Genomic DNA, 25,683 nt, shown 5'->3' on the forward strand with positions numbered 1-25,683 from the left:
TTTCTTTGCTGGGACACTTCATCTGGTGACCACCTTCAGGGCTGCATCGAGACCCAGAAACATTGCGTGACGCAGTTGGCGCAAAGCCTCATAGTCACGAACTTCAACCCGGCAGATCGCGACAAATCTGTTTTGTTTCGCCGTCCGCGCCATATGAACCAAAACCCACGGGGCGGGTGCTTTTTTCTTATGCAGACGGCAGATCCCCAAGGTTAATAGATGGTTAACATATCTCGGTACTTGATTGCGCGGCGATCTTCTTGTTTTACTGAAAATCAAATCAACCCATGCCCAAACGCGGTGTGAATATACAGTGAAAATCGGTAGCAAAACACTGAATCTACAAAACTTTATGACGATGGGGGCAATGGAGTAGCAAGATGGATCAAGACGACGGATCATCACGCAATGAGTTTGGGAACCCTGGCTCGATTGACGATATGGTGGCGATGTATCTGGAAGCGCTTGAGGGTGTTCTGGGGTCGCTGCGGGACTACAGCGAAAAGGGTGCACGGGTCGAGCCCGACGTGATGTTTCTGCTTGCGCAGGCGCAAGCCCGGTGGCTCAGTTCAGCTTTGCGGTATTGGCAGCAGATTGCGACCATCGTCTCAACCCAAGGGACAGACGCGATCGAAGCAACCATACCCAGTGCGGATGGCCCGTCATTGGAGGCCAGACAGCTGATCGTGCTAGACAAGGCCCGTGCCGTGTTGCGCGAAATATCGGATCTGTCGCTGAGCGAGGCAAAACTGTTGCAACGTGATCTTATGGAAATCGAGGCTGAGCTTCGTAAGTCAGTCGGTCCCGAGGGTGACGACCGGGAAGGCCCCCATCGCTATGCAAAATCCAAACCATGAATAACGAAGGTGCCCGCGCCGATTGGGTGATACCGGAACTGGGATTTGAGTCTGAGACCGAACGGCTGCGCACTGCCATCGGCGCGTGGGTTGAATCCACACCCGACGAGATGCGGCCGCAGTTGGAAGAACAGTTTCTGGCCGGCTCGAAGTATTTTCGCCCATTGACCATCTTTGCCTGTCAGACGGCTGTCGGCAGCGAGGAGATCACGGATGAAACCATACAGGCAGCCGTAACGCTTGAGCTGTTTCATAACATGACGCTGGTTGTGGACGACATTCTGGACCAGTCGGACGAACGGCGCGGCAAACCGACCATGCATACGGCCTTTGGGCAACTTGCGGCGCTGATGACGTCCGGGTTCATGGTTGCGGAAGGTTATCGGATGATGGCGACCGAGCCGCAGGTGGTCGGGTTGTTGTCCGAGCTGATGTCCCGGCTTGGCGCGGCCGAGATCGCGCAGTGGAACAGCCGCACGATGCCGCGCGGGGTCGAAGATTGGCGCAAGCTGGCGCAGGAAGACACCGGTTCGATGTTCGAGGTCGCTGCTTGTCTCGGCGACCGTAGCGAGGGGTTGCGCCATTTCGGTGGTCTGCTGGGCACCCTGTATCACGCCTGCGATGACGTGTCCGACGTGCGTGGAACCGAAGCCCTGGGTGGCGGCGGTGAAGAGGACATTCGCGACGGGATTCTAACCCTACCGGCCGCGATAGCTGTACGCGAACCTGCAATTGCCGAGATGTTCCGCGATCCGAACCCCGGCAATTACGACGCGCTGGCCGAGGCCTTTCGCGCCGCTCTGCCCGAAGCCGAGGCCGAGTTGGACCGGATCGCCGCCAGCGCTATAGCTGAGGCCAATCGATTTGCCCGGAACCCCAAAAAGTTGATCACGCTTGTGGATCGCACACGGGCTTTGGGCGAAGCGCGCTGATCACAAATAGGCGCGCGCTGCTTTCAGATACTGGCTGTCGAACCCTTCCTCGAACTGCGCCATTAGCGGTTCGATAAGCGCGCGTTGTGCGTCTTTGGCGGGCAGCAAAGACGCCAACCCAAGCGCGGCGCGCAGTTGCCACGCCAAAGCTGACCGGTTTTGGGCCGCGTCGAAAGCAGCGCGATAGTGCTGCTCGGCGCTGCTGGTGTCGCCACGCTTCTGTGCCAATTCCCCTTTGACTAGGCTCAGGTCCAGTACGTGGTTCAATTCGCCCCCAACCTGCAGTGGTTGGTCGAGGTCGTCCAGAACCCGGGCGGCATCCTCGATCCGGTCCTGTGCCAACAGCAGGCGTGCATGATTGGCTTCAAAACAGACGCGGTGGTAATGGACGCCGGCATTCTTGCAGGCAGCAACGGCGGTGGCCGTGATCTTTTCGGCCTCTTCCAGTTGACCGAGTTTTGCCATGGCCCGGGCGCGCCAGAATGAGGCCCAGACACCCAAGAACCTGTACCCGTACTCTCCGGCAACCGCGCTGCATTCTTCGGTCAGGTCCATGACCTGTTCCCAGTCACCGTTCCAGTCATGGATACGGATCACCCCGTTCGACAGCGCATAGACAAGCGAATAGGGGTCAGGCAATGACCTAGTGTAATTCAGGATGTCATTCCCAACTTTCACCGCCTGATCCGGTCGCCCCAGGGACCAGAGCGCTGCCGCCCGGAAGCACTCTGAAATCACCTTGGGTTCGGCGGCCGACAGGCGTGGCCCCGGCTGGTCCCAGATGCCTTCATCATAGAGGTGTAGAACCCGTTCGCCATAGCGCACCGACTCGGCGTAATCGCCGCGGTTGAAATGCGACCAAGTCTGCATCGAGGCGGAATAAACTTCATAACGGGTATTGCCGCTGCGCCTGGCCTCGTCTGCGAGCGCCGCAAAGGTCTCGTGCCCCGAGCTTACGTCGCCACGCATGGTTTCGAAGGCCCCGATCCCGTATAGAACCGCGACGCGCAGGTCTGGATCGTCAACATCCAGAAATAGCTCGCGGGCGCGCTCAAATGCGGTCTGCGCCTGTGGCGAGGCGTAGCTGGTCGCCGCAAAATGCACCACGCCAATGGTCGACTGCAGTTGCAGCTCCAGCTTTGCGCGATCCGTCAGGTCATCGACCTCTCCAACATATTCCAAACCATTGCTGAGTTGAGCGAGCGCTTCTTTCATCGAAGCCCGGCCCCACGCTGATTTACCTGCCGTCAGCCAATAGGGGACTGACCGGTCACCAAGTCCGGCGGCAACAAAGTGGTTTGCCACCTGTTCCGGACCGGACTTGCAACGTTCAGGGAATTTTTCTTCCAATGTTTCGGCAATCTTTCCATGTAATTGCTGCCGCCGCCGCCGCAATATAGATCGATACGCAGCCTCCTGAATCAAGGCATGGCGGAACATCAGGCTTTGGCCGGTTTGGTCCGGGTATGCTAGGTCTGCGTCACCCAGTTGCGAAAGCGAGTCCGAGAGCTCGGGCAGCGGAGTTCCGGTCACCTGGGACAGCAGGTCGACATCGAATTCCCGGCCGATCACGGCGCCGATCTGGGCGTATTCGCGGGCAGCCCCCAGCTTGTCGAGACGCGCCATCAAACTGTCTTGCAGGGTTTCAGGCACCAGATCCGCGCTGTTTCTGAATTCCATCGCAGAGCGGGTCAGCTCTTCGGCAAATAGCGGCACGCCGTCCGATCGTTCCAGCAGTTGCTGGCGCTGTTCAGGAGAAAACGTATCCGACCCTGTCATGCTGTCCAAAAGCTCTTCGACTTCTGCGGGTTTGAGGCGCGCCAGTTCGCAGGTGATCAGGTGATCTGCCTGCCAGTCATGGGTGAATTCCGGCCTGCAGGTCACAAGCAACAATATCTGATGATCGGCAAGTTTGGCGGTGAAATTGGTCAGCAAATCCAGCGATGTCGGATCGATCCAGTGCAGGTCTTCGAAATGCACTAGAAGAGGAGCCCGCTTAGACTGTACGATGACTTGCTCGATTAGCATGTCGATCGTACGGGTTTTTTGCAGTTCGGGCGACAGGTTCAGCGGTGGATACCTGTCAGAGGGCAGAGAAAACAATGACGCCATCAAGGCGCGCGCTTCGTTCAGATTATCTTCGGCGACTACCAGTTTTTCCAGCTTGTCTAACCGGGCGTCACTGTCATCCTCTTCAGTGAACCCAAGCAAAGTCTCGATCTGACGGCGGATGGGATACAGGGCCGTGTTTTCGAAGTAGGGCGCGGATTGCAGGTGAAGGACGGTGGCGCCTTCGCCCTTGGCCTGATCAACCACCTCATATGTTAGGCGGCTTTTGCCAATGCCGGCCTCACCAGAGACAAGGCAGACACGCCCCTTACCTGATTTGGCATCCTCCCAGGCTGACATAAGGTGCGTCCGCTCGGGCGTACGACCGACCAGTGGTGTAAGTTGCCGCCGTGCCGAGTTGACGGTGAACCGGTCCTGACGCTGTGCCGTGGATATGACACGCCAAGCCACCTGACCGGGGTCAAACCCCTTCAGATGGATGTTCTCTAGCGCTTCATAGACGAACATATCCCCCAACAGCGAGTGCGTTTTGTTGCCGATTACGATCTGCCCCGGTTTTGCCAACCCCTGTAGCCGGGCGGCAAGGTTTGGCGTATCCCCAGCCACGGCAGAGGTTGAGTTCACTCCGATCTGGTCGAGATCACCGGCCACAACCAAGCCACTTGCAATGCCGATGCGGGCCTGCAGGCGGTCACCTGCTGCAGTATCCAGCCCGGCGACGGCCTCGACGATCTCCAAAGCCGCGCGGCATGCGCGTTCAGCCGCGTCCTCTTGGGCGACCGGATAGCCAAAATAGACCACAACGCCATCACCAAGGTATTGGGCCACGTGCCCCCTGGCATCTTTGACCAACTGCGAAACGGTATCCTGATACAACGCCATAAGATCGCGATAGTCTTCGGGATCAAGCCGCGCCGACAGGGCGGTCGAGCCAACCAGATCACAAAACATGATTGTAAGGTGCCGCCGTTCGGCGCTTTCCTCACCCGTCATAGCTCCGCTAGGTCTGGGCTGTGCGGCGTCCGGCTTCATCGCCGCGATCGCCTTGCTGATCTTGAGCCGATGACCCAACACCGTGACACCCATTTCTCTGAGATGGTCACCTGTCACATCTTCAAGAATGTCCAGGTCGATACCGTTCTCATCAAATAGTGTGGTGTATTGTGGCAGGCCAATTTCGTTCAGCCATGCCGCAATTGATTTAGTAGTCATCAGTCGTCTCTTATTCGTGCGAGGTATTCTTGGTTACTTTTTACGGGGCTTGCCGTCTTCTGTATAGTTCCAGAACATTGGACCCAGGCCCAAAGTCTTTTCGTTCCACTTACTTGCAGGCAGCCAATCCGTAAACAGCGAACCAAGATTCTCGGGGTTCGGTGTCAATTTTGACTTCGGAAACTTGAAGTCTTTCGGTGGCCATAGCTTATTGATCCCCAGCGCTTTGTCCGCAAGCGTCCAGGCTTTGGCACTGGCGGCATAAGGTGCCCAGGCGATCTTGAGCGTCTGAAACATCTGACTGGGATAGAAATCGGGTGTGATTACTTCGACTGGTTTACCCGCATCGCCTTTGTCCGGTTCTCTTTGCGCGGCCTGACGGACGCCTTCAGCTGCGATCAGCCCTGTTGCACAAGCGCCTTCGACGGTCGAAACATCTGCGAAATTTCTGACATAAGTCCCGGCAAGAAACAGATTTTGAAACTTGGTGTTGACCTCGGGGCGATGTTCCCAGCTGCCGGTTAGATTTGCAAAAAGCTCTTCGCCCGTATTTGTGTCGACAGAGGTCTGGAACAGATCGATATCGGCCTCGGTTATTTCTAACTTGGCAGTGATTTCTCGCAGAATATAGTCGATCGCGGTTTTGGGGTTTTTGAGATCCAGAATGAGGTTCTGGTTTTCGTCTCGGCGTTCGGGTTTTACAGACAACAGCGATTTGAAATCCGACACTGTCACATAAAGGAAGGTGTTTTTGAGGCCCCATGTCGCCGAGTAGTTGAGGAACGTCATCTCATAGGGCGTGTCCATGAAAACCACCACTTCCGTAGGGATGCCGGGTAGTTTCCGCTTGAGATAAAGCTCGACCGACGCCATCGGCTCGGCTTCCAGATACCGCAACTGGCCCAGGGCAGGATCGGCATTGTACAGATCTTCGGTCACCATTGATGCCATCCCACCAGGTGTAATGCTGATGATCACGTTCTCATCGCTTACATCTTCGACGATGTCTTTTTTTGCGACCTTCCAATCGGGATTAACCGATGGCGACTTGGTCACCTTGTCGAACACCAGCCGCTCGATCCGAGTTCCATCCTCACTGGGATGAACTTCGCGAAGTCGGTGACGGTATATGAGTTCGAACCGGTCACCAAACTGCTTGAGCTTGGCATGGAAAGGATCAATTAGGGTGTCCTTCTTGGACCCATCAAACAGCCAGAGCTGCGGAACTGGAACGCGGTTGCCATATTTCAGGAATGTTTTGTAGCTGCGCGCTGAGGCTTGCCAACTGTCGATGGCCCAGACGGTCTGCCAGATCTTCTCATGAAGTTGGGCGACCTCATCGGTGCAATAGGGCCGTCCACGCAACCAGCCGTTGAACGACATTCGGTCAAGCTTGTCATCTTCACTGTCCGGGATCGAAAGCAGATCGACCATCGAATACATAAACAGGAAGAGTTCAGCTGGTGGCGCCGCGCCGCCGGTGAGATTGCGATAGAAATCCTGAATGCCGCCCGGGTTCACCATTTCCGGCATGTTGTCGAGATCACCGTCATAGAGGAACTTGAAGGCTTCGCGCGGTGTAAAGTTGTCTTCGATTCCAAGGTCTTCTGCGACCGACCAGAAATTGTAATACCAATTGCACAGCATGTGATAGCTGTGCTCGCGCGGATAATCACCGTGGTCGTGCTCCTTATGGGATCGCAACATTCCACCAATGAAATTGTCCTGCTCATACAGCGTGACGTGGTATCCCCGCTCCAACAAACGAAGCGCCGCGGTGAGCCCGGCAATCCCGGCCCCGACGATAGTTACATTATGCATGCTCACTCCCCCGGTTTTCTGCGTCACAAGCCTGCAATCCCAGACCGGCGCCGTCAAAACTTATCTAAGGTTACGCTGCTTGGGGCATCAAAGGAAACTTTTTCAGAGTGTGCAGGAAAATGATCTGCAGGACGAAAGGCAACGGGTCGTGTTACTGCCGTTAAGCAAGGTTTCTTTGGGTAGGGTAGGGTAGGGTAGGGGGCCGGGCTGCATCAGATACTACAAGATTCAAAGGCCGATACTTAGGGCCGGCGATGTTCCCTTCGATTTGACAGCGCTCTTGAAATTGCAACAGCAGTTGGTAGCCGAGCCACCAGTTATTAATCCGCGCAAATAACCGTCTCGGTCCAATCGAAATGTAGTTTGTCTAGACAGACGGAGCTATCAGAGTTGATCGATATGATTTGAGGACCGGCTTTGAGCAACCCAAACCCACAAGGCCAGACACTGTATTTCCCAGGCTCCCGGGTACTCTGATACCGCCGATGATGGCAGCTGTGCCGAAGAATATGGGCGGCCTTTTCTGCCACGTGGTTCGTGGACAATAAATGATGCCCTTTCTTTGGGCCGGAGCGACCAAGGGAACTGCTGCGTTTTAAGACCACTCTGTTTCTACGGGGGCGGCTATTACGGTCGGAAGGCAAACCTTGCAGGTGTGGGTCCGAGATGGGCCGAAGTCCGTGGCGTTGACTGGGATCAAGTTACGCTCGAAGCGTTCTGCCAGTTCTCGATTTCACCAGGCCTGCAGAACACACCGTCTTTTCAGTTCATCGAAGACCCAATGCTGAACCCAGCGCATTCCAGCGTCACCCTGATCGGCCTGCGGGCGCAGATCGCCTCCTGAGGACGGCCTGTCTATTTTTTGTGGCAGATGGCGCTAGGAGTAGAGTTTTCGCCCCCCCCAGACGGATGATTCTTGGGGGCAGGCGCGTGTCAAAACGTGCATTTTCGATATTTTGGTATTTTTTGTCATAAAAATGAATGAAAATTCAATTAGTTATCTCCGCCTACGGGAAACCCCCAATTTCTGAATACAGGTCGATTCGTTAGGGTTAATGCATCCAAAGAGTTACTGCGGACATTACCACTTTTCCCCGATGAGGGGCTGGCTACTTACCCCCTCTGCCGGCCCCTCAACCGCCTTCCCCAATCCCCCTGCCAGCAAATTTGTTCCCTATGCCTGCAATGCCTCCAAGACGAGCGCTGGTAGTTTATGCGTGTCATCGTAGCTGAATCTGTGTGGGATCTCTTCCACCGGAGTTTTTCGGTAGCCTTCCGAAAACAAAAGAAAGGGCACGTTTGCACGACGCGCAGTTTCGGCATCCACTTCGCTGTCTCCGACATAGAGCCGGGGTCCAGCGTTCGCGACCGCGTTGAAACTTGCCTCAAGGTGCGCGGGGTCTGGTTTGCGAACAGGCAGTGTATCGCCGCCAAACACTGTATCGAAGTGATGTGCCAGATCCAGTGCGTCCAGGATATGACGTGCGGGGGCCTCAGGTTTGTTCGTGCATACGCCCAGAACGCAGCCCATTTCGCGCAGTTGCGTCAGAGCTTGCGGGACGCCTGGGTAAGGGATCGTTTTGTCGCTGGAGGCGGCAGAGTAATGGGCGAGTGTGAGTTTGGTCAATTCGCTATGCTGCTCGATCGGCAGGTCGTGATGGCGGATCATGCGTTCGACCAGTTTTGGCAGGCCGTTGCCCACAAATTGTTTGATCGTGCTTTCCGACAACGGGGCGATGCCGATATCCAGTAATGTCCGGTTGGCGGCCGCTGCAATGTCCGGAAGGCTGTCGATCAGCGTTCCATCCAGGTCGAACATGATTGTTGCGGTCATCGGTTTCCCCGTCGGTTAATGCGCGTGAGCCAGACCTAACCTGCATGAAATCCTTGCGCAATCACCCCACATTCGCGGTTTCCATCGAATAGGGTTGACATACCTGACTAAATTAATCAGATTAACGGAAAGACCCCCTCAGCCAACCCAGTTCGGGTCAGCCATATTGTTGAAAGCGCGAACAAATTAAGGCCCTTCGCCTGAGAACCTACTGGAGTTGTCCTGATGAATGTGCAGACCCCGAATCCCAGCCAGTCCTATGCGGTGTCCATGCTTCCGGCACATAAGGCCGAAGATCTGACCAAGGGTGGCAACCTGGCCCATATCGAACTGGGCGATCAACTATATACCTTGCGTATCACGCGCGCCGGCAAGTTGATCCTGACAAAATGAGCACAAATTCCTCGCGCGGTGGCGCTGCGGTTGGGCGTCTGTCCGACCTCAGCCCAATCGAAGCCGGTGCTGTGATGTATCTGCGATTGTGGAGCGAAAGTCCCGAGGCCCGTTCGGATGCTGCAAGCGATTTCGAGATCGCTCTTGGTCTGGATCAGGGGCGGGCTGCAATGATGACGCTGGATCGTTTGTGCGGGCTGTGTGCCCATCGCGGCCGTCGCCCGTTGGTGCGGCATGGTCTTGGCTGTTCCTGCCTTGGTGCAGATGAAAACTGTTTCGCCCAGATGATTGCTGCCGCCTCGGAAGGGGCGCGTGAAGACGCGATGATGATGGCAACGCTGATCGTTCGACCAGACTTTGCCCCGGCACTGGCGTCACTGTCCGAAGAGATGGGTATGGTGCTGCGTCGGATGACTGCGTCAGTACCCTTGCCGACAACCGGGCACAAAACCCCCTCGGCCGTGCTGCATTAAGCGGCAGGCGGCTTCAAAACCCCGACTCTGGCGAGCCGGGGTTTTGTTGTTTCAGCAGCACCCGCAGCCCGCGTGATGATGATCATGATCGCAAGTCGGGGCAGGGGCAAAGTCACCGACTTCGGACAAAACCTCGCGCAGGGTCCAAAGGATCATGTCGGCGTCTTCCGCCTCGATGGTTAAAGGCGGGCGGATTTTCAGGATGTTGTCCTTGGGCCCTTCGCTGCCGATCAGGATACGGTGATCGCGCATCCGGTTCTTGACGTAACTGCAGATTTCGGTGCCCTCGGATCCGTCTGGATTGATCAGCTCCACACCAAGAAACAAGCCCATGCCGCGCACGTCACCGACACAGGCGAAATCAGCCTCGATCTGACGGAGCCCATCCATCAGCTGCCCACCCATGGCACGGGCGTTATCTTGCAGGCCTTCGTCATCGACGATGTCCAGTACCTCTTTTCCGATCCGGCAGGACAGGGTTGAGCCGCCAAAAGTCGAAAAGAACTCGATGCCGTTGTTGAAACTGTCGGCGATGGCTTTGGTCGTGACCAGTACGCCCAGCGGATGGCCGTTTCCGATGGGTTTACCCATGACAACGATATCCGGCAGCGCTCCCTGGTGTTCAAAGCCGAAATAGTGGTCACCAAGGCGACCCAGCCCGGTCTGCACCTCATCAGCAATACAAACCCCGCCGGCCGCACGGACTTTGTCGTAGACGGCTGGCAGATACCCTTTGGGTGGGATGATCTGGCCGCCAACCGAGGGGAAGGTCTCGGCGATAAAGCCAGCCAACCCTTGGCCTTTGTCCTGTAGCACGGCAATAGCCGGATCCACGAGATCGGCGAATTTCTGTGCCCGGTCAGGATCGTCGCGCTTGAATGAGCCCCGGTAGTCGTCTGCAACCTCGACCAGTTCGACCCAATCGGCCTGGCCAATCCCGCCCGGTTTGTTGAACTTGTAGGCAGAGATCGCCACCGCCGCATTCGTATTGCCGTGGTACCCGTGGTCAGGCGTTACGATGCCTTTGGCCCCGGTATGCGCGCGCGCCAGACGCAAGGCCAGCTCGTTGGCCTCGGTGCCCGAGTTGACGAAAAAGCACACCTCGAAATGATCCGGTAGCTTGGTCAGGATTTTGTCAGCGAAGGCTGTCTGCGCCGGGTGCAGGTAGCGGGTGTTGGAATTCATCCGCTTAAGCTGATCTGCCGCGACCACTTGAATGCGCGGATGAGCGTGGCCCACATGGGGGACGTTGTTATAGGCGTCCAGATAGGGGCGCCCCCATTCGTCGAACAGATGATGCTTCCACCCGCGCACCAGCATGACCGGATCATCGTAGGTCAGGGATAGGTTGCCACCGAAATGGTCATGCCGCCCTTGCAGGATCGCCTGCTTGTCGGTTGGGCGATAGAACACTTTTTCGTCCGGCAGGTTCAATAGCGCTGCTGGGTTGGGACAAACGGCGTGCCACAACTCCATCTCGTCTGGGTCGCCGACACCGGGCCAGTCGTTCTGCATCCCGTCAGTTATCAGGGCCAATTGGAAATGCACATGCGGGGCCCAGCCGCCATTCTGCGTGGCGTCCCCCAGCCGTGCAAAGGCCGCACCCTGCGCGACCGGATCGCCCGGTTTCAGCCGGTCACAGACCTCGGGGTCGAGATGACCGTAGAGCGTATAGAACGGATCACCCTCGGGTGTTTCATGGTGCAGGATCACTACGCCGCCATAATCCAGATGCGTATCGCGGTTTTCGACTGCCTCGACCCGGCCACTCATCGGTGCATGCAAAACAGTTCCGTCAGGGGCGAATACGTCTACGGCCAAATGCACCGTTCGCCTGTCAGAGGCCTTCCACGGTCCTTTGCGGAACGCCGGCTCGGCATAGATCAGGCGCGGTTCGTTGTAGTAACCCAGCCAAAGGCCTTCTCCGAACTCCTCGCCGACGCGCGCGGCTTCGTCTAACGGCATGTGAAACGGGTTCTGGGGCCAGGTCGAGTTTTCAACCGACAGAGATCCCATCGGAATGTCGCTCAGATCCTGTTCGAACATCTGCGCGAATTGACCGCGATGCTCGGCCAGATAGGCGTGGATGCGTTCAGATCCGTCGGTCACCGGCAACCCGCAGGCGGCACGCAGTCGGGCGGACATCAAGCCACCATTCACCGTATCGTTCTCTAGGAAGCGCCACGCAGGGGCCTGACTGATAGTCACATAAGGATCGTCCGGATTGTCCGCGGCCATCAAGGTCGAGTTCACCACGGACACGGCCAGCCGCATCCGCAGCAGCGGCCAGATCAGTTCGACCTCGTCAGCACGCAGGCGATTGGCGGCGTGATAACCACGCACCAACGCCGTCAATGCCCGCTCGGGTTTTGGGTGGTCCAGAACGATATACGCCCCGGCAATTGCCAGATCGCAGATACGCGGTGCGGCGCACATATCACCAAGGTCGATCAAGCCAGAGACGGTTTGCCGCTGACCCAGTTCATCGTCGACCAATATGTTGTAGTCGTTGGCATCATTGTGGATGGCTTGTTTTGACAATCCAGCCAGAGGGCCCGAGATGGCATCGAATTCAACGGAAATCTCCGACAACATCGCCCGCCGTGCAGGGTCGGCAATGGCATCCAGCTTGTCCGAAATCCAGCCCGCTTGTGTCAGATCCCATTTGAAATCCGCGCGGTGCAGCCCGTCATGGGTAAACCGTTCCAGTGCCCGGTCGGTTGCCCCCAGAACGCGGCCCAGTTTCAGGATCAGCTCTTCGGATTTTGGCGCAGCCTTGGCATAGCATTGGCCGGGAAGGCATTCGAGCAACCAAACCAGTCGGGGCTGCCCATCCTGATCAGAGATTTCCGGCAGCAGCTTACCGTTGATATCCGGAAAAACACTGGGAAAGGGCAGTCCCGGCGCCTCGGCGGCGATGTGTTTCAGCGCCTTGATCTGCAGGCCAATGAACTCTGCCTCGCAATCCGCACGCATGACTTTCAGCACGTAGTCCTGACCATTGGTGGCCTTGACCAGAAAGTTGAGGTCATATTCGCCGTCCAGCCGGTTCAGTTTGGCCTCAAGCCCCCAATGGGTGCGCAGGGCGCGGGCCCAGAATTCGGTCAACTCGGTCATCAGTGCGACGGTCCTTTAATCCAGCGCGCGCAGGCGTTTGATCAACGAGGACGTGTCCCAGCGCCCGCCGCCCAGTTTCTGAACGTCCTTGTAAAACTGATCGACCAGAGCGGTCACAGGCAGCGAAGCCCCTGTTTCATTGGCCGTATCCAGACAGATGCCAAGATCCTTACGCATCCAGTCCACCGCAAACCCATGTTCGAAATGGTCATCCAGCATCGTCTCATATCGGTTTGCCATCTGCCAACTGCCTGCCGCGCCCTGACTGATAACTTCAACGACTGCGCGGCCATCAAGGCCCGCCTTCTCGGCAAAGTGCAGCGCTTCGCTGAGGCCCTGCACCAGACCGGCAATAGCGATCTGGTTGCACATCTTGGTCATCTGACCTGCACCGCTGTCGCCGATACGACGGCATATCTTGGAATAGACTTGCATAATCGGTTCAGCCGCGTCATACGCCGCCTGATCCCCGCCGCACATAATCGACAGAACCGCGTTTTCTGCCCCTGCCTGACCGCCCGAGATCGGAGCGTCCACAAAAGCGATGCCTTTTGTTTGTCCAGCTTCGTACAACTCGCGTGTCACCATGGCGGAAACAGTGGTGTGATCAACAAAGGTCGCCCAATTGGACATGCCGCTGAATGCGCCGTCTTCACCTGTACAAACCATCCGTAGGTCGTCGTCGTTACCGACACAGGCCATGACGAAATCTGCACCCTGCGCGGCCTCTCGGGGCGTCGTCGCCATGGCGCCGCCATGTTGCGCGACCCAAGCTTCGGCCTTAGTGGCGGTGCGGTTGAAAACGGTCACCTCATAACCTGCGGCTTGCAAGTGACCGGCCATGGGGTAGCCCATGACGCCCAGACCCAGAAACGCGACTTTTGCCATTTGGAGATCCTCTCTGCTGTCCGGTACCCGTCTTTTTCAGCGGGCCGGATTGTTTAGCAGAGACAAAGCAAAGCTGCGTCCAAAGGGCAACCCCGCGTCACGCTTTGCCGCCCAAATCCTGCAGGATCGGGCAATCGGGCCTGTCGTCCCCGGCGCAAGCGTCGATCAGATGGCTCAGAGTATCCCGCATGGCGTTCAGGTCAGCGATCTTGGCTTCAATCTGGGCCATATGTGCACGGGCCACCTTTTTGACATCGGCGCTGGCACGGGTTTCGTCCTCGTACAATGCCATCAGCGTCCGGCAATCCTCGATTGTGAACCCCAAGGCGCGGGCGCGGCCCAGAAAATTCAGTTTGTGTACATCCTGACGGCGAAATCTGCGGTATCCGTTGTCATCGCGTAGCGGTTTCACCAAGCCGATATCTTCGTAGTACCGGATTGTCTTGGCGGGCAGGCCGGTCTGGTTTGAAACATCGCCGATATTCATGAGGTCACCGTTTGCGTTGAATGGCCTTGCGGGGTGTCAGGCAGGCTGGCCCGGACGCGCCGCAAACGCAGTGCATTCGAGACCACGAAAACACTGGACAATGCCATGGCCCCAGCCGCGAGGGCGGGGGACAGCAGATGGCCGCCAAAGGGGTAAAGAACACCTGCGGCAACCGGAATGAGCAAGATGTTGTAGCCAAACGCCCAGCCCAGGTTCTGCTTGATGTTGCGCATGGTTCTGCGGCTGATCTCGACCGCGTTTGCGACACCGCGCAGATCGCCCGACATCAGCACCACATCCGCAGTTTCAATCGCTACGTCTGTGCCGGTTCCGATGGCGATGCCGATATCCGCCGAAGCCAGTGCCGGGGCATCGTTGATGCCATCCCCGACAAAGGCCAGTGCGCCGAACTTGTCGCGCAGTGTATTGATCGCAGCAAGCTTACCATCGGGCAGTACCTCGGCCGTGACATGATCAATGCCCAGCTTGTCCGCCAAAGCCTGCGCCGTCCGGGCGTTGTCGCCTGTCACCATCGCCAAGGTTAGCCCCATTTCGTGCAACCGCCCAAGCGCCTGCAAAGTGCCGGGCTTGATCGGGTCCGCGACCGCAAGCATTGCAGCGGCCTGACCGTCGATGGCGACAAACAAAGGCGTTGCGCCTTCTTCGGCCCGCTGGTTGGCCTCGGCCATCAGGTCTATTACGGTTATGTCGTTCTGTTCCATCAATCTGGCCGAGCCGATCAGCAACTTATGCCCCTCGACCACAGCCCGAACACCCAGCCCTGTGAGCGACTCAAATTCTGATACTTTGGGCAATTCAGATGGTCCGGCACGAGTGATGGCAGTGGCAACGGGATGCTCTGATCGTGCCTCGACGGCGGTGGCCAAACGCAGAACACTGTCGCGGTCAAAGCCGTTTGCAGTCGTAACACTCTCCAGTTCCGGCCTGCCCAGCGTGAGTGTCCCGGTCTTGTCCAGCGCGACCACCTTGGCTTGCTGCAACTGCTGCAACGCATCGCCTTTGCGGAACAGCACACCCAATTCTGCCGCGCGGCCGGTGCCGACCATGATCGAGGTTGGTGTCGCAAGGCCCATGGCGCAGGGGCAGGCGATAATCAGAACCGAGACACCGGCGACCAGCGCCAATGGCAATGCCGGTTCTGGGCCAACGAACAACCAAACGGCAATCGTCAGCAGCGCAACAGCCATCACAACGGGCACAAATCGCGCAGTAATCCGGTCGACCAGCCCTTGGATCGGCAGCTTCGCCCCCTGCGCCTGTTCGACCATGTGGATCACCTGCGCCAACACCGTATCGGCACCAACGCGCGTTGCGCGCACCCGCAGCGCTCCGGTGCCATTCACCGTACCGCCAACGACCTGATCCGATGGCGACTTGCCCACCGGCACCGGTTCGCCCGTGATCATGCTTTCATCCACATAAGAGGTGCCGTCCAGAACCTCGGCATCCACAGGAACCCGTTCGCCTGGGCGGATCTGCAGGGTATCGCCTACTGTTATGTCGGCGATGGGGCGATCAATGAAATTTCCGTCCTGTTCGACCCGCGCCGTTTTGGGCTGCAACCCAACCAACTTGCGGATCGCGGTCCCGGTCCGGCCTTTGGCGCGCGCTTCCATGACCCGGCCCAGCAGTATGAGAACCACGATGACCGAGGCGGCCTCGAAATACACATTGGCGCTACCCTGCGGTAGAATCTGCGGGGCGAAGGTTGCGGTGACGGAAAACAAATAGGCGGCCCCCGTTCCCAAAGCGACCAGCGCGTTCATATCGGGCGATCCGCGCATCAGCGACGGGATCCCCTTGGCATAGAACACGCGCCCGGGGCCAATCAGAATGGCCGAGGTCAGTGCGAACTGGATGAGGTGGCTGGTTTGCGTGCCGATCGTGGCCTGGACCCAATGGTGGAAGGCCGGGATCATATGCCCGCCCATTTCCAGAATGAATACAGGCAGTGCCAATACCGCTGCGAAGATCGTCGCGCGGGTCAGCGCATGCGCTTGGTCGGATTTCGTGTGGTCTGTTTGGTCAGCCGTGATGCTGTCTGCCACGCGCGCAGGGTATCCGGCTGCCTCAGACAAACTGGCCAGCTTTTGCGGGTCGGTGGTCCCGTCGATAAACGTGACCACAGCGGTTTCGGTCGCAAGATTGACTTGTGCGTCGACGACCGCAGGATCAGCGGTCAGCGCTTTCTCGAGCTTTGCCACGCACGAGGCGCAGGTCATCCCGCCAATTTTCAGGGTCGTCTGCTTGCTGGCTGCCGGGTACCCGGCGTTGCTCAGGGCGTCGGTCAGTGTGTTGATCGGCCCGGTATATGTGACCTGCGCCGTTTCGGTCGCGAAGTTGACCGAGGCATCGGTCACTTCTGGCACCGATTGCAATGCGGCTTCTACACGCGCCACGCAGGACGCGCAGGACATGCCCGAGATTTTGAGTTGTGTTGTTTGCGGCGTAGCCATGCGACTCGTCCCGATGTGTGATCTGCCCTCCAAATGGGGGTTCCAGTCACGGGAAGGTCAAGGGGTTTCGCGGATTTTCTTTCTGCAACCCGCGCGTCGGCGTCACCTGTTCGCAAACATTTCTAGCAAGAGAGAGTTGTAGGTATCCGGCGGCGGCAGTCTGACGGCCTCGGGGGAGGCAAAGAACGCAAGCGACATGGCGGCCGTGGTCAGCGCAATGCCTACAAGAATGAAACCGACCATATTCAATGAAGATCGCGACATGGGCAAAGTCCTGGTTCGAGAGGTTCATCAGGCGATGTTGGGTCAGAACCGTTTTGCCAGTTCCTGCTTCAACCTGTCGTTTTCGGCCTGAAGTTGCGCCAATTGCTGCCCTAGCGAGTTCAGATGTGGACGAAGCTCGGCCTCGGTAAAGCGGGGTGTGATGTGGCGCGGGCAGTTCCAGTCCAGCGCTTCGACCCGGATGATGACGGCGCGTTCAGCCGGGGCATCGGCACCGTCAGGATATAGGCTGGTCGTGGCATCTTCGCCTTCGGTGAACGCGACCCGGCCAAGGATTTTCAGGCGCCGCCGATTGGCGTAATCCATCAGGATCATTGCAACCCGGTCATTTCCATCCAGATTACCACGCGAGATATACTGCTTGTTGCCCGAAAAGTCGGCATAACCGATTGTCTGCGGTCCCAGAACTTTGAGAAACCCGGTCGGTCCGCCACGGTATTGCACATATGGCCAACCCGTTTCGGACACGGTGGACTGATAGAACCCGTCTCGCGCTTCGATAAAGGCCTTTTCAGGCACGCCGATTTCGTGGCCTTGCTGCGGGCCACTTTCGATGAATTTGGCATAGGTCTTGGCAGACCCCATCCGTTCCTGATGGGCGCGGACAGCGGGGGTGAAGGTCAATTCGGAAAAGGCGCGAGGCATGAGATGTCCTTTCAAAGTCCCAGATCGGACAGGCCGGGGTGATCGTCGGGGCGGGGGCCTTGCGGCCAGAAAAACAGACGTTCGGTTCCCGCAATCGGCAGGTCGTTCAGCGATGCGTGGCGTTCGGCCATTCGACCATCTTCGGCAAATCGCCAGTTTTCGTTGCCATAAGACCGGAACCACTGACCGCTGTCGTCACGCCATTCATAAGCATAACGAACCGCAATGCGGTCACCGGAAAAGGCCCACAGTTCTTTGATCAACCGATAGTCTAGCTCCTTGTGCCACTTGCGTGTCAGAAAGGCATGGATGTCTGCATGACCGCTTAGAAATTCTGCCCGATTTCTCCACTGGCTGTCTTCGGTATAGGCAGGGGTCACGACATCCGCATCACGGCTGTTCCAGGCGTTTTCTGCCAATCGCACTTTTTGCGTTGCGGTTTCCAAGGTGAACGGGGGCAGAGGAGGACGGTTCATTTGTAGGTCTTTCAGGTCAGAGAAGCTGCCAATAAGGCGATGGTCAAAAGAAGGGGGATGTATTGGTTCGAGAGAGGTCTGGTGCGGGGTCTCATATGTTCGTTCCTGAGTTTACTGATCGGTACACTGTGTCTTGAATGTGTACAGATCGGTAACCTTTTTCAAGTGTTGAATTGGATTTATTTGACCCTGCATTTGAGTCTCCTAAGGGGAGTAAGTGAAAACAGCAGGTTAAGCTGTGTCTGTTGCAGCCATCGCTGCGGTGCATTATGTACCGATCAGTACATACAGGAGCTGACAGATGCGCCCGAACAAACGTGACGAGCTGGTCCGCAAGGCATTGCAGGTCTTCTATCGTGACGGATTTCACGCCACCGGCATGGACAAGTTGGTGGTCGAGACGGGCGTGTCGAAAACGTCGATGTACAAACATTTCCGTACCAAGGAAGAGCTGATCCTGGCGGCTTTGCAGTTGCGGGATGAGAACTTTCGCAAATGGTTCCTGCAACGGGTTGATGAACTATCCGACACACCGGCCGAACAGCTGATCGCCAGTTTCGATGTGCTGGGCGAATGGTTTCAGGAGGACAGCTTTCGCGGATGCATGTTCATCAAAGCGGGCGCAGAGTATCAGGAACAAGATCACCCGATCCATGTGCAGGCAGCCGAACACAAGCATCTGATGCTCGAATTCCTCACCGATTTGGCCCGTAAGGCGGGCGCACGTGATCCCGATGCATTGGGATGCCAATTGCTGCTCTTGCAAGAGGGCGCAATCGTAACGGCCGTCCTGGTAAAAAGCTGCGATCCTGCGCGAGATGCAAAGGCAGCGGCACAGGTTCTGCTGGATAATGTCCTGGCTTGATCATGTTTAAACCTGTGAACGTAAGGTCTTGTACGAAAAAGACGTTGCGTAGCAATCCGGTGGATGGGTTGGTTTGCGCGATGCCCAACGCTACCCTTATCGAAATTCGATTTGGGAGAAACCTACATGTCGCTATTCAAGCCAACCGCCAACTGGGTCACTGACGAACATCAGATGTTTGCCGAAATGGCAAACCGGTTCATGGACGACGAACTTGTGCCCAACATCGAACGCTGGAACCAAAACGGCATGGTCGATCGCGAATTCTGGAACAAGGCCGGGGATATGGGTCTGATGGCCGGTGCGATTGCCGAGGAATATGGTGGTGTAGGCGGCGGGATTGGGTTCGACGCGGTCACGATGTATGGGCAAGCCGCACGTGGTGACTCGGGTTGGGGTTTTGGAATTCAGTCGATTGTTGTCCATTACCTGAACGCCTATGGCAGCGAGGATCAAAAGCACAAATGGCTGCCCCGTTTGGCATCCGGTGAAATGGTTGGCGCTTTGGCTATGACTGAGCCGGGAACAGGTTCGGACGTTCAGTCCGTTCGCACCACCGCAGACAAGGACGGAAATTCCTATCGCCTGAACGGGTCCAAGATCTTTATCACCAACGGACAATCCGCCGATTTGATCCTGGTGGCCGCAAAGACGGATAAATCGCAAGGGTCCAAGGGCGTATCGCTGATCGCCGTAGAAACTGAAGGCGCAGAAGGATTTCGCCGGGGCCGAAACCTCAAGAAACTGGGGATGAAGGCCAACGATACAGCCGAGCTGTTCTTTGAAGACGTCAAGGTTCCGATGACGAACCTGATCGGACCTGAGGAAGGCCAGGGCTTCTATCAGATGATGAAGCAACTGCCCTGGGAACGCCTGACCATCGGCATCATGGCGCTGGGCGCGATCGACTTCGCAATTGCCGAGACAGTGCGTTATACGCAGGAACGCAAGGCTTTTGGCCAGCGCGTTATGGATTTTCAGAACACGCGGTTCAAACTGGCCGAGTGCAAAACCAAGGCCGAAGTTCTGCGCAGTTTCGTCAATGACTGCATCGCACAACTTGAGGCGGGCACGTTGGATGCGGCGACGGCCTCGATGGTGAAATACTGGGGTTCGGAAGTGCAGAACGAGATCATGCACGAATGCCTTCAGTTGTTCGGTGGTTACGGGTTCATGATGGAATACCCGATCGCCCGGCTTTATGCGGATGCGCGGGTGCAGATGATCTATGGCGGTACCAACGAGATCATGAAGGAACTGATCGCCCGTTCGCTGGACAAGTAACGCACCCAAAAGGCTCCCGCCTGTCGCCAACGTTTTTGGAAAACGTCTTCTCCCGTTGGGTCGGGCAGGTGCGGGCGCAACCCGCACCTGCCCGACCCCTCTGCTGTCCGCAGGACGCAAAGCCGGAGGCTGTGCAGTTTTAGATCAGAATGGACCAACCTGACCTTGCAGCCATATCCGAAATGACCGTAGCGGTTCGGATTCCGGTCGTGACTGTGGCCAGACCAGAAAGAATTGCCCAAGGCTGATGCGGGGTCCGTTCCATGCGGGAACCAACCTTTTGGTTTTCAGTTCGTCTTCAATCAGATAGCTGGGCAATAACGCCGCTCCCAACCCGTGGATCGTGGCCTGCACCATGGTCGAGAACTGATCGAACAGCATTCCCCGCATCCCCGATGCGTCACGCCGTTGTGCCGCAAACCATCGCTCCCAAGCGTCTGGTCGGGTCTCTAAATGCAGCAAAGGGGCTGTCATCAGCCAGCTCAAGTCCTGCTCCTGATCGGGCAACAGGTCCGGAGCGCAGACCGGAACCACATCTTCACGCATGATCGGCAGGTAGTTGACGCCCGGCCAGTTCTTTTGGCCGAAGTGGATGGCGGCATCAAAATGTTCGGTCTCGAAATCAAACGGCTTGAGGCATGTGCTCAGGTTCACGGTCACTTCGGGGTGGCGACGGGCAAAATCCTGCAGGCGCGGTGCCAGCCAATGCATTCCAAAGGCGGGCAGGATGGACAGGTTCAGCGACCCGCCTGTTGGGTTGGCCTTCAGTTTAAGTGACGCTTGCGCAATTTGGTTTAGCGCTGTGCGCGCCACCTGAACATAGTCTTTCGCGGCGGGGGTCAGGTGCAATCGCATCTGGTTTCGCTGAATGAGCGCGACGCCCAGTTGGTCCTCCATGGACTTCAGCTGTCGGCTGATCGCGCTTTGGGTCAATGACAGCTCCTCGGCTGCAGCCGAGGCACTGCCGAGGCGATCAACCGCCTCCAATGCCAGAAGAGAGGGGATCGAGGGGAGAAACCGACGTGGTGCTATCATATGATAAATCCTCATACCTTTCACACGGAATATCACTGGCAATTGCCGTTCACCAGCCCGATACAGAGGGGTGGATTCCAATGTGGATGTGGACCAATGACCCTAACGACCAGTATTCATGAGTTTCAGCCCGCCGACCGGCTGGACGGTATTGAGCTGTCAGAGATCGTTCGCATTTCCGAACAGGCCGCGCGCCTTCGGGCGCAGGGTGTCGACGTAATCGCGCTCAGCACTGGTGAGCCTGATTTCCCAACGCCGTCGCATGTCGTTGAGGCGGCCAACCGCGCAGCTATTGACGGGCAGACGCGATACCCCGCAACGGCAGGAACGCCCACTTTGCGATCAGCGATCGCGACTGAGGCTGGCGCGCGCCCCGAAAACGTAGTCGTTTCGACGGGTGCCAAGCAGGTTTTGTCCTGCGCAATGATGGCAACTCTGAACCCCGGTGATGAAGTGATTATGGCCGCGCCATTCTGGACAAGCTATGCGGATATGGTCAGTTTGGCTGGCGGTGTCCCCGTAGTCGTCAGCTGTCCGGCGACGCAGAAATTCAAACTGACGCCGGATCATTTGGAGGCCGCGATCACCCCGCGCACGCGTTGGCTGCTGCTGAATTCCCCGTCCAATCCAACTGGCGCGGTCTATTCCAAGGCGGAGTTGCAGGCGCTGGGCGCGGTATTGCAAAACTATCCTCAGGTCTGGGTGATTTCTGACGAGATTTATCAACACCTGTCTTTTGTGCCTTTCACGCCCTTTGTGCAGGCCGTTCCCGAATTGGCGGAACGAACGTTGATCGTAAACGGCGTGTCCAAGGCCTATTCCATGACAGGCTGGCGTATCGGGTGGGGTATCGGCCCTGCTGAGTTGATCAACGCGATGGTTGCCGTGCAGGGGCAAATCACGTCGGGGGCGTGTTCGATTGCCCAGGCTGCAGCATTGGAGGCCATCAACGGGCCGCAAGGCTTGCTGGCAGAACGCCGTCGGGAAATGCGAGCGCGCCGCGATCTGGTTGTCGAAGGGCTAAACGCCGCTGGTCTGGAATGTGCCGTGCCGGATGGAGCGTTTTACGTCTTTCCCAAAACTCATGCGAAAATGGCCACAGACCATGAATTCTGTCGCTTTCTGCTGGATGAGGCGGGTGTGGCGCTGGTGCCAGGGCGTGCGTTTGGGATGCCGGGGCATTTGCGGCTTTCTTTTGCCTATGCCACTGAAAGCCTGCAAGAAGGTATGCGCCGTATCGCGGACGCTACCGACAAATTGTAACCAATAAGACCGGAAGACACCCAATGGACCGCGCCCAGATCGTTCACGAGAATTTCCTGACCCGGGTCGCCAATCGCGACTTTCCCGACGGAGCAAAGCCGCGGCAGGGTTTGAGCAATACCGATGCGGTGTCGCTGTTCCGGTCACAGATCCTTAGCCGTGCGTTGGACCGGACCAGCCGGGCCATGCAGAAGGCGGGGCAGGGGTTTTACACCATCGGATCATCCGGCCACGAAGGGATGGCCGCCGTGGCACATGCCTTGCGCCCGACCGATATCGCCTTTCTTCACTACCGGGATGCCGCCTTTCAGATCGCGCGGGCTGAGCAGGTGCCGGGCCACCAGATCGCATGGGACATGCTGCTGAGTTTTGCCTGTTCGAAAGAGGATCCGACCTCGGGCGGGCGGCATAAGGTACTGGGCTCCAAAGCGTTGACGATCCCGCCGCAAACCTCGACGATCGCCAGCCACTTGCCCAAGGCGGTGGGCGCTGCGTATTCGCTAGGCGCAGCGCGGAGACACGATCCTGAACACCGTGAACTACCCTTGGACGGGATTGCGATGTGTTCCTTCGGGGATGCCTCGGCAAACCACTCCACCGCGCAGGGCGCGATCAACACGGCAGGCTGGACCAGCGTGCAGTCGACACCTTTACCGCTGTTGTTTGTGTGTGAAGATAACGGGATCGGAATCTCGGTCAAAACGCCCAAGGGCTGGATACAGGCGTCGATGGAGCATCGCCCTGGGATCAAGTATTTTCAGGCCAACGGTCTGGATATCTATGAGACCTTCGCGGTGGCGCAAGACGCCGCCGAGTATGTCCGTACCCGCCGGAAACCGGCCTTCCTGCATCTGAAAACCGTGCGTCTTTACGGCCATGCGGGCGCAGATGTGCCGACCACGTACCTGCCGAAGTCCGAGGTTGAGGCGGACGAGGCCAACGACCCCCTGCTGCACTCGGTGCGCTTGCTGGAACAGGCCGGGGCGTTGGCGCCGGAACAGGCGTTGAAAATCTACGAAGATACCTGCGCCCGCACGGACCGCATCGCGGCGGAGGCCGCAACCCGTCCGCACCTGACCACCGCCTCTGAGGTTATGGCCAGCCTGATCCCGCCAAAACGGGCTTGTAAGCCCACGAACGGTCCCAGCGCCGAAGCGCGCGCCAAAGCCTTTGGCGGCGACACGCGGGCAATGGATGATCCGCAACCCATGAGCCGCCTGATCAACTGGGCCCTGACCGATCTGATGCTGGAGCACGGCGAGGCCGTCTGCATGGGCGAAGATGTCGGCCGCAAGGGCGGCGTCTATGGCGTGACCCAGAAACTGCAGCAACGCTTTGGCCCGGACCGGGTGATCGACACGCTGTTGGATGAGCAGTCCATTCTGGGACTAGCCATTGGCATGGGGCATAACGGGTTCATTCCGATCCCCGAAATCCAGTTTCTCGCTTATCTGCACAATGCCGAGGATCAGATCAGGGGCGAGGCCGCGACCCTGCCCTTTTTCTCGAACGGGCAGTTCACCAACCCGATGGTTCTACGCATCGCGGGGCTAGGGTATCAGAAAGGGTTCGGCGGCCACTTCCACAATGACAACTCGCTGGCAGTCCTGCGCGACATTCCCGGCGTGATCATTGCCTGTCCATCGACAGGAGCGGACGCGGCGAAGATGCTGCGCGAATGCGTACGGCTGGCGCGCGAAGAACAGCGGGTCGTGGTCTTTCTGGAACCTATTGCGCTTTATCCGATGCGCGATCTGCACGATGCACAGGACGCAGGCTGGATGACGACGTATCCCTCGCCTGACCAGAGTATCGCGCTGGGTGAGGTTGGCGTGCATGGCGAGGGTAAAGATCTGGCCATCGTCACTTATGGAAACGGGCATTATCTGTCGAAACAGGCTCTGCCCGAGTTGGAGGCAGCAGGCGTGAAAACCCGCATCATCGACATGCGCTGGCTGGCACCTCTCCCGGTTGAGGCGCTGCGTCAGGCCACAAAGGGTTGCAAACACGTCCTGATCGTCGACGAATGCCGCCGCACCGGCAGCCAATCCGAGGCCCTGATGACCTTTTTCACCGAAAACAGTCCCACGACCCCTACCGCGCGCGTTGTGGCCGAAGACTGCTTTATCGCCACTGGCCCCGCCTATGCCGCTCCGCTGCCGTCGAAAGACGGCATTGTCGCCGCAGCACTTAAACTGACGGGGGGCCGCTCATGACTCGAACAGCAGTCGTCATCTGCCCCGGCCGGGGTACATACAACAAGCCCGAGCTTGGCTATCTGCATCGCCACCACGCGCAGCGGACTGCGATGTTTCGGGGCTTCGATGCGATACGTGCGGAAGCAGGGCAAGAGGCCGTTACCGCATTGGATGGCGCAGCGCGGTTCACAGTTTCCAAGTATTCAAAAGGCGATATTGCTTCACCGCTCATCTACGCAGCTTCGCTGGCAGACGCGCAATCGCTGGCCCATGATATCGAAGTGGTCGCGGTCACCGGGAATTCGATGGGGTGGTATATTGCGCTGGCCGCTGCCGGGGCGTTGGCGCCTGACCACGGGTTCCGCGTCGTGAACACGATGGGAACACTGATGCAGGATCACCTGATCGGTGGGCAACTGGTTTATCCCTTTGCCGACGACGGTTGGGCGGACGACGCTGTTCGCAAGGCAGAGCTGCTGGCGGATGTGAAACGCATCAATGCGGTGGACGGTCACGACCTTGCTTTGTCCATTGATCTGGGCGGAATGCTGGTTCTGGCAGGCAATGAGATGGGGCTGAAGGCTTTCGAGGCGTCGCAACCCACCGTGCAGGACCGTTTCCCGATGCGCCTGCCAAACCATGCCGCGTTTCACACATCCTTGCAGGCACCGGTCGCTGCCGAAGGGCGTGCGCGCTTGGGCGCGGATTTGTTCGGACAGCCTGAACGCCCCCTGATCGACGGTCGCGGAAAGATTTGGTGGCCGGGTGCGACGGATACGCAGGCGCTTTGGGATTATACCCTGGGCCACCAAGTGACCGAACCCTATGACTTTACCCGTGCGATCCAGACCGCCGCGCATGAGTTCGCGCCAGACCTGTTCATTGTTACCGGCCCCGGCACGACCTTAGGTGGCGCAGTGGCGCAATCCCTTGTTCTGGCGAACTGGCGTGGCATGAGTAACAAGGCTGATTTTCAAGCGAAACAGGATGCGCAACCCTTCCTGATCGCGATGGGGCGCGAGGATCAAAGAGCGCTTGCAACCGGCTGACACTGCCCTAATGATCCGCGCAATT

General features: G+C 57.8%; 22 protein-coding genes. 10 read left to right on the forward strand and 12 right to left on the reverse strand.

Translation table 11 applies throughout. The features are described from left to right. Positions 1-18: 18 nt before the first annotated feature. Positions 19-402, reverse strand: coding sequence for a hypothetical protein (locus tag DHN12_RS24360; protein WP_159089967.1), 384 nt, complete (start codon positions 400-402; stop codon positions 19-21). Between DHN12_RS24360 and DHN12_RS04785 the strand changes: the two genes are divergently transcribed. Next, on the forward strand, positions 381-857 hold the full coding sequence (locus tag DHN12_RS04785; protein ID WP_108859159.1) for a hypothetical protein: 477 nt from the start codon (positions 381-383) through the stop codon (positions 855-857). The two genes, DHN12_RS24360 and DHN12_RS04785, sit on opposite strands and share 22 nt — an antisense overlap. Beyond that, positions 854-1,789, forward strand: a complete 936-nt coding sequence (locus DHN12_RS04790) for a polyprenyl synthetase family protein (protein ID WP_108859160.1) — start codon at positions 854-856, stop codon at positions 1,787-1,789. The genes DHN12_RS04785 and DHN12_RS04790 overlap by 4 nt, the downstream gene beginning before the upstream one ends. Here DHN12_RS04790 and DHN12_RS04795 read toward each other — a convergent pair whose 3' ends face one another. Both DHN12_RS04795 and DHN12_RS04800 read right to left on the reverse strand, forming a co-directional pair. After that, on the reverse strand, positions 1,790-5,071 hold the full coding sequence (locus DHN12_RS04795) for an adenylate/guanylate cyclase domain-containing protein (protein WP_108859161.1): 3,282 nt from the start codon (positions 5,069-5,071) through the stop codon (positions 1,790-1,792). Positions 5,072-5,104: 33 nt separating this feature from the next. Continuing rightward, entirely contained in the window at positions 5,105-6,892 is a 1,788-nt protein-coding gene (locus DHN12_RS04800) for an FAD-dependent oxidoreductase (RefSeq protein ID WP_108859162.1), read from the reverse strand. Positions 6,893-7,547: 655 nt separating this feature from the next. Between DHN12_RS04800 and DHN12_RS04805 the strand changes: the two genes are divergently transcribed. Continuing rightward, positions 7,548-7,736 (forward strand): hypothetical protein, encoded by a 189-nt coding sequence (locus DHN12_RS04805; protein ID WP_108859163.1) that lies wholly within the window; start codon positions 7,548-7,550, stop codon positions 7,734-7,736. Between the two features lie 330 nt (positions 7,737-8,066). Here the strand turns inward: DHN12_RS04805 and gph are convergent, their stop codons facing one another. Continuing rightward, positions 8,067-8,726 (reverse strand): phosphoglycolate phosphatase, encoded by a 660-nt coding sequence (gene gph / locus DHN12_RS04810; RefSeq protein ID WP_108859164.1) that lies wholly within the window; start codon positions 8,724-8,726, stop codon positions 8,067-8,069. A 225-nt stretch (positions 8,727-8,951) separates the two neighbouring features. Here gph and hemP point away from each other — a divergent pair, with 225 nt between their 5' ends. Both hemP and DHN12_RS04820 read left to right on the forward strand, forming a co-directional pair. Continuing rightward, complete coding sequence (gene hemP / locus DHN12_RS04815) at positions 8,952-9,119, forward strand: hemin uptake protein HemP (RefSeq protein WP_081894606.1); 168 nt, start codon at positions 8,952-8,954, stop codon at positions 9,117-9,119. Beyond that, a complete protein-coding gene (locus tag DHN12_RS04820) occupies positions 9,116-9,592 on the forward strand; it encodes a hypothetical protein (RefSeq protein ID WP_108859165.1) in 477 nt (158 codons plus the stop codon). The genes hemP and DHN12_RS04820 overlap by 4 nt, the downstream gene beginning before the upstream one ends. A gap of 51 nt (positions 9,593-9,643) precedes the next feature. On the opposite strand, the gene DHN12_RS04825 is transcribed toward DHN12_RS04820, so the two are convergent. The 7 genes from DHN12_RS04825 to DHN12_RS04850 all read right to left on the reverse strand — a co-directional run bounded on the left by DHN12_RS04825 (position 9,644) and on the right by DHN12_RS04850 (position 17,964). Then, positions 9,644-12,709, reverse strand: coding sequence for an aminotransferase class III-fold pyridoxal phosphate-dependent enzyme (locus DHN12_RS04825; protein WP_108859166.1), 3,066 nt, complete (start codon positions 12,707-12,709; stop codon positions 9,644-9,646). 15 nt (positions 12,710-12,724) lie between these two features. Continuing rightward, positions 12,725-13,597 (reverse strand): NAD(P)-dependent oxidoreductase, encoded by an 873-nt coding sequence (locus tag DHN12_RS04830; RefSeq protein WP_108859167.1) that lies wholly within the window; start codon positions 13,595-13,597, stop codon positions 12,725-12,727. Between the two features lie 97 nt (positions 13,598-13,694). Further along, on the reverse strand, positions 13,695-14,084 hold the full coding sequence (gene cueR / locus DHN12_RS04835) for a Cu(I)-responsive transcriptional regulator (protein ID WP_108859168.1): 390 nt from the start codon (positions 14,082-14,084) through the stop codon (positions 13,695-13,697). Continuing rightward, positions 14,081-16,561, reverse strand: a complete 2,481-nt coding sequence (locus DHN12_RS04840) for a heavy metal translocating P-type ATPase (protein WP_108859169.1) — start codon at positions 16,559-16,561, stop codon at positions 14,081-14,083. Before DHN12_RS04840 ends, cueR begins: the two co-directional genes overlap by 4 nt. A gap of 102 nt (positions 16,562-16,663) precedes the next feature. Further along, on the reverse strand, positions 16,664-16,825 hold the full coding sequence (locus DHN12_RS24365; protein ID WP_159089968.1) for a hypothetical protein: 162 nt from the start codon (positions 16,823-16,825) through the stop codon (positions 16,664-16,666). A 42-nt stretch (positions 16,826-16,867) separates the two neighbouring features. Further along, positions 16,868-17,488 carry a pyridoxamine 5'-phosphate oxidase family protein gene (locus tag DHN12_RS04845; protein WP_108859170.1) on the reverse strand — a complete coding sequence of 207 codons (621 nt, stop codon included), beginning with the start codon at positions 17,486-17,488 and terminating at the stop codon, positions 16,868-16,870. An 11-nt stretch (positions 17,489-17,499) separates the two neighbouring features. Then, positions 17,500-17,964, reverse strand: a complete 465-nt coding sequence (locus DHN12_RS04850; RefSeq protein WP_108859171.1) for a nuclear transport factor 2 family protein — start codon at positions 17,962-17,964, stop codon at positions 17,500-17,502. Between the two features lie 301 nt (positions 17,965-18,265). Between DHN12_RS04850 and DHN12_RS04855 the strand changes: the two genes are divergently transcribed. After that, on the forward strand, positions 18,266-18,829 hold the full coding sequence (locus DHN12_RS04855) for a TetR/AcrR family transcriptional regulator (RefSeq protein ID WP_108859172.1): 564 nt from the start codon (positions 18,266-18,268) through the stop codon (positions 18,827-18,829). A gap of 126 nt (positions 18,830-18,955) precedes the next feature. Further along, positions 18,956-20,113, forward strand: a complete 1,158-nt coding sequence (locus tag DHN12_RS04860; RefSeq protein WP_108859173.1) for an acyl-CoA dehydrogenase family protein — start codon at positions 18,956-18,958, stop codon at positions 20,111-20,113. 144 nt (positions 20,114-20,257) lie between these two features. Here the strand turns inward: DHN12_RS04860 and DHN12_RS04865 are convergent, their stop codons facing one another. Beyond that, on the reverse strand, positions 20,258-21,148 hold the full coding sequence (locus tag DHN12_RS04865; protein WP_108859174.1) for a LysR substrate-binding domain-containing protein: 891 nt from the start codon (positions 21,146-21,148) through the stop codon (positions 20,258-20,260). A 96-nt stretch (positions 21,149-21,244) separates the two neighbouring features. On the opposite strand from DHN12_RS04865, the gene DHN12_RS04870 reads away from it, so the two are divergent. Genes DHN12_RS04870 through DHN12_RS04880 form a run of 3 tightly spaced genes read left to right on the forward strand, consistent with a single transcriptional unit; the run spans position 21,245 to position 25,658 of the window. Then, complete coding sequence (locus DHN12_RS04870) at positions 21,245-22,411, forward strand: pyridoxal phosphate-dependent aminotransferase (RefSeq protein ID WP_108859175.1); 1,167 nt, start codon at positions 21,245-21,247, stop codon at positions 22,409-22,411. A 23-nt stretch (positions 22,412-22,434) separates the two neighbouring features. Beyond that, entirely contained in the window at positions 22,435-24,627 is a 2,193-nt protein-coding gene (locus DHN12_RS04875; RefSeq protein WP_108859176.1) for a dehydrogenase E1 component subunit alpha/beta, read from the forward strand. Continuing rightward, the gene (locus tag DHN12_RS04880) at positions 24,624-25,658 is read left to right on the forward strand and encodes an acyl carrier protein (RefSeq protein WP_108859177.1); all 1,035 of its coding nucleotides are present in this window, start codon (positions 24,624-24,626) and stop codon (positions 25,656-25,658) included. The genes DHN12_RS04875 and DHN12_RS04880 overlap by 4 nt, the downstream gene beginning before the upstream one ends. Positions 25,659-25,683: the final 25 nt, after the last annotated feature.

Source organism: Ruegeria sp. Alg231-54 (assembly GCF_900143525.1).
Taxonomy (GTDB): Bacteria; Pseudomonadota; Alphaproteobacteria; order Rhodobacterales; family Rhodobacteraceae; genus Ruegeria.

Coding starts and splice junctions, on each gene's coding strand:
- DHN12_RS04795 (WP_108859161.1), bottom strand. CDS start 5,071: ATGACTACTAAATCAATTGCGGCATGGCTGAACGAAATTGGCCTGCCA.
- DHN12_RS04880 (WP_108859177.1), top strand. CDS start 24,624: ATGACTCGAACAGCAGTCGTCATCTGCCCCGGCCGGGGTACATACAAC.
- DHN12_RS04840 (WP_108859169.1), bottom strand. CDS start 16,561: ATGGCTACGCCGCAAACAACACAACTCAAAATCTCGGGCATGTCCTGC.
- DHN12_RS04785 (WP_108859159.1), top strand. CDS start 381: ATGGATCAAGACGACGGATCATCACGCAATGAGTTTGGGAACCCTGGC.
- DHN12_RS04875 (WP_108859176.1), top strand. CDS start 22,435: ATGGACCGCGCCCAGATCGTTCACGAGAATTTCCTGACCCGGGTCGCC.
- DHN12_RS24365 (WP_159089968.1), bottom strand. CDS start 16,825: ATGTCGCGATCTTCATTGAATATGGTCGGTTTCATTCTTGTAGGCATT.
- DHN12_RS04855 (WP_108859172.1), top strand. CDS start 18,266: ATGCGCCCGAACAAACGTGACGAGCTGGTCCGCAAGGCATTGCAGGTC.
- DHN12_RS04820 (WP_108859165.1), top strand. CDS start 9,116: ATGAGCACAAATTCCTCGCGCGGTGGCGCTGCGGTTGGGCGTCTGTCC.
- DHN12_RS04825 (WP_108859166.1), bottom strand. CDS start 12,709: ATGACCGAGTTGACCGAATTCTGGGCCCGCGCCCTGCGCACCCATTGG.
- DHN12_RS04870 (WP_108859175.1), top strand. CDS start 21,245: ATGACCCTAACGACCAGTATTCATGAGTTTCAGCCCGCCGACCGGCTG.
- DHN12_RS24360 (WP_159089967.1), bottom strand. CDS start 402: ATGATCCGTCGTCTTGATCCATCTTGCTACTCCATTGCCCCCATCGTC.
- DHN12_RS04865 (WP_108859174.1), bottom strand. CDS start 21,148: ATGATAGCACCACGTCGGTTTCTCCCCTCGATCCCCTCTCTTCTGGCA.
- DHN12_RS04790 (WP_108859160.1), top strand. CDS start 854: ATGAATAACGAAGGTGCCCGCGCCGATTGGGTGATACCGGAACTGGGA.
- DHN12_RS04800 (WP_108859162.1), bottom strand. CDS start 6,892: ATGCATAATGTAACTATCGTCGGGGCCGGGATTGCCGGGCTCACCGCG.
- DHN12_RS04860 (WP_108859173.1), top strand. CDS start 18,956: ATGTCGCTATTCAAGCCAACCGCCAACTGGGTCACTGACGAACATCAG.
- DHN12_RS04830 (WP_108859167.1), bottom strand. CDS start 13,597: ATGGCAAAAGTCGCGTTTCTGGGTCTGGGCGTCATGGGCTACCCCATG.
- DHN12_RS04850 (WP_108859171.1), bottom strand. CDS start 17,964: ATGAACCGTCCTCCTCTGCCCCCGTTCACCTTGGAAACCGCAACGCAA.
- DHN12_RS04845 (WP_108859170.1), bottom strand. CDS start 17,488: ATGCCTCGCGCCTTTTCCGAATTGACCTTCACCCCCGCTGTCCGCGCC.
- gph (WP_108859164.1), bottom strand. CDS start 8,726: ATGACCGCAACAATCATGTTCGACCTGGATGGAACGCTGATCGACAGC.
- cueR (WP_108859168.1), bottom strand. CDS start 14,084: ATGAATATCGGCGATGTTTCAAACCAGACCGGCCTGCCCGCCAAGACA.
- hemP (WP_081894606.1), top strand. CDS start 8,952: ATGAATGTGCAGACCCCGAATCCCAGCCAGTCCTATGCGGTGTCCATG.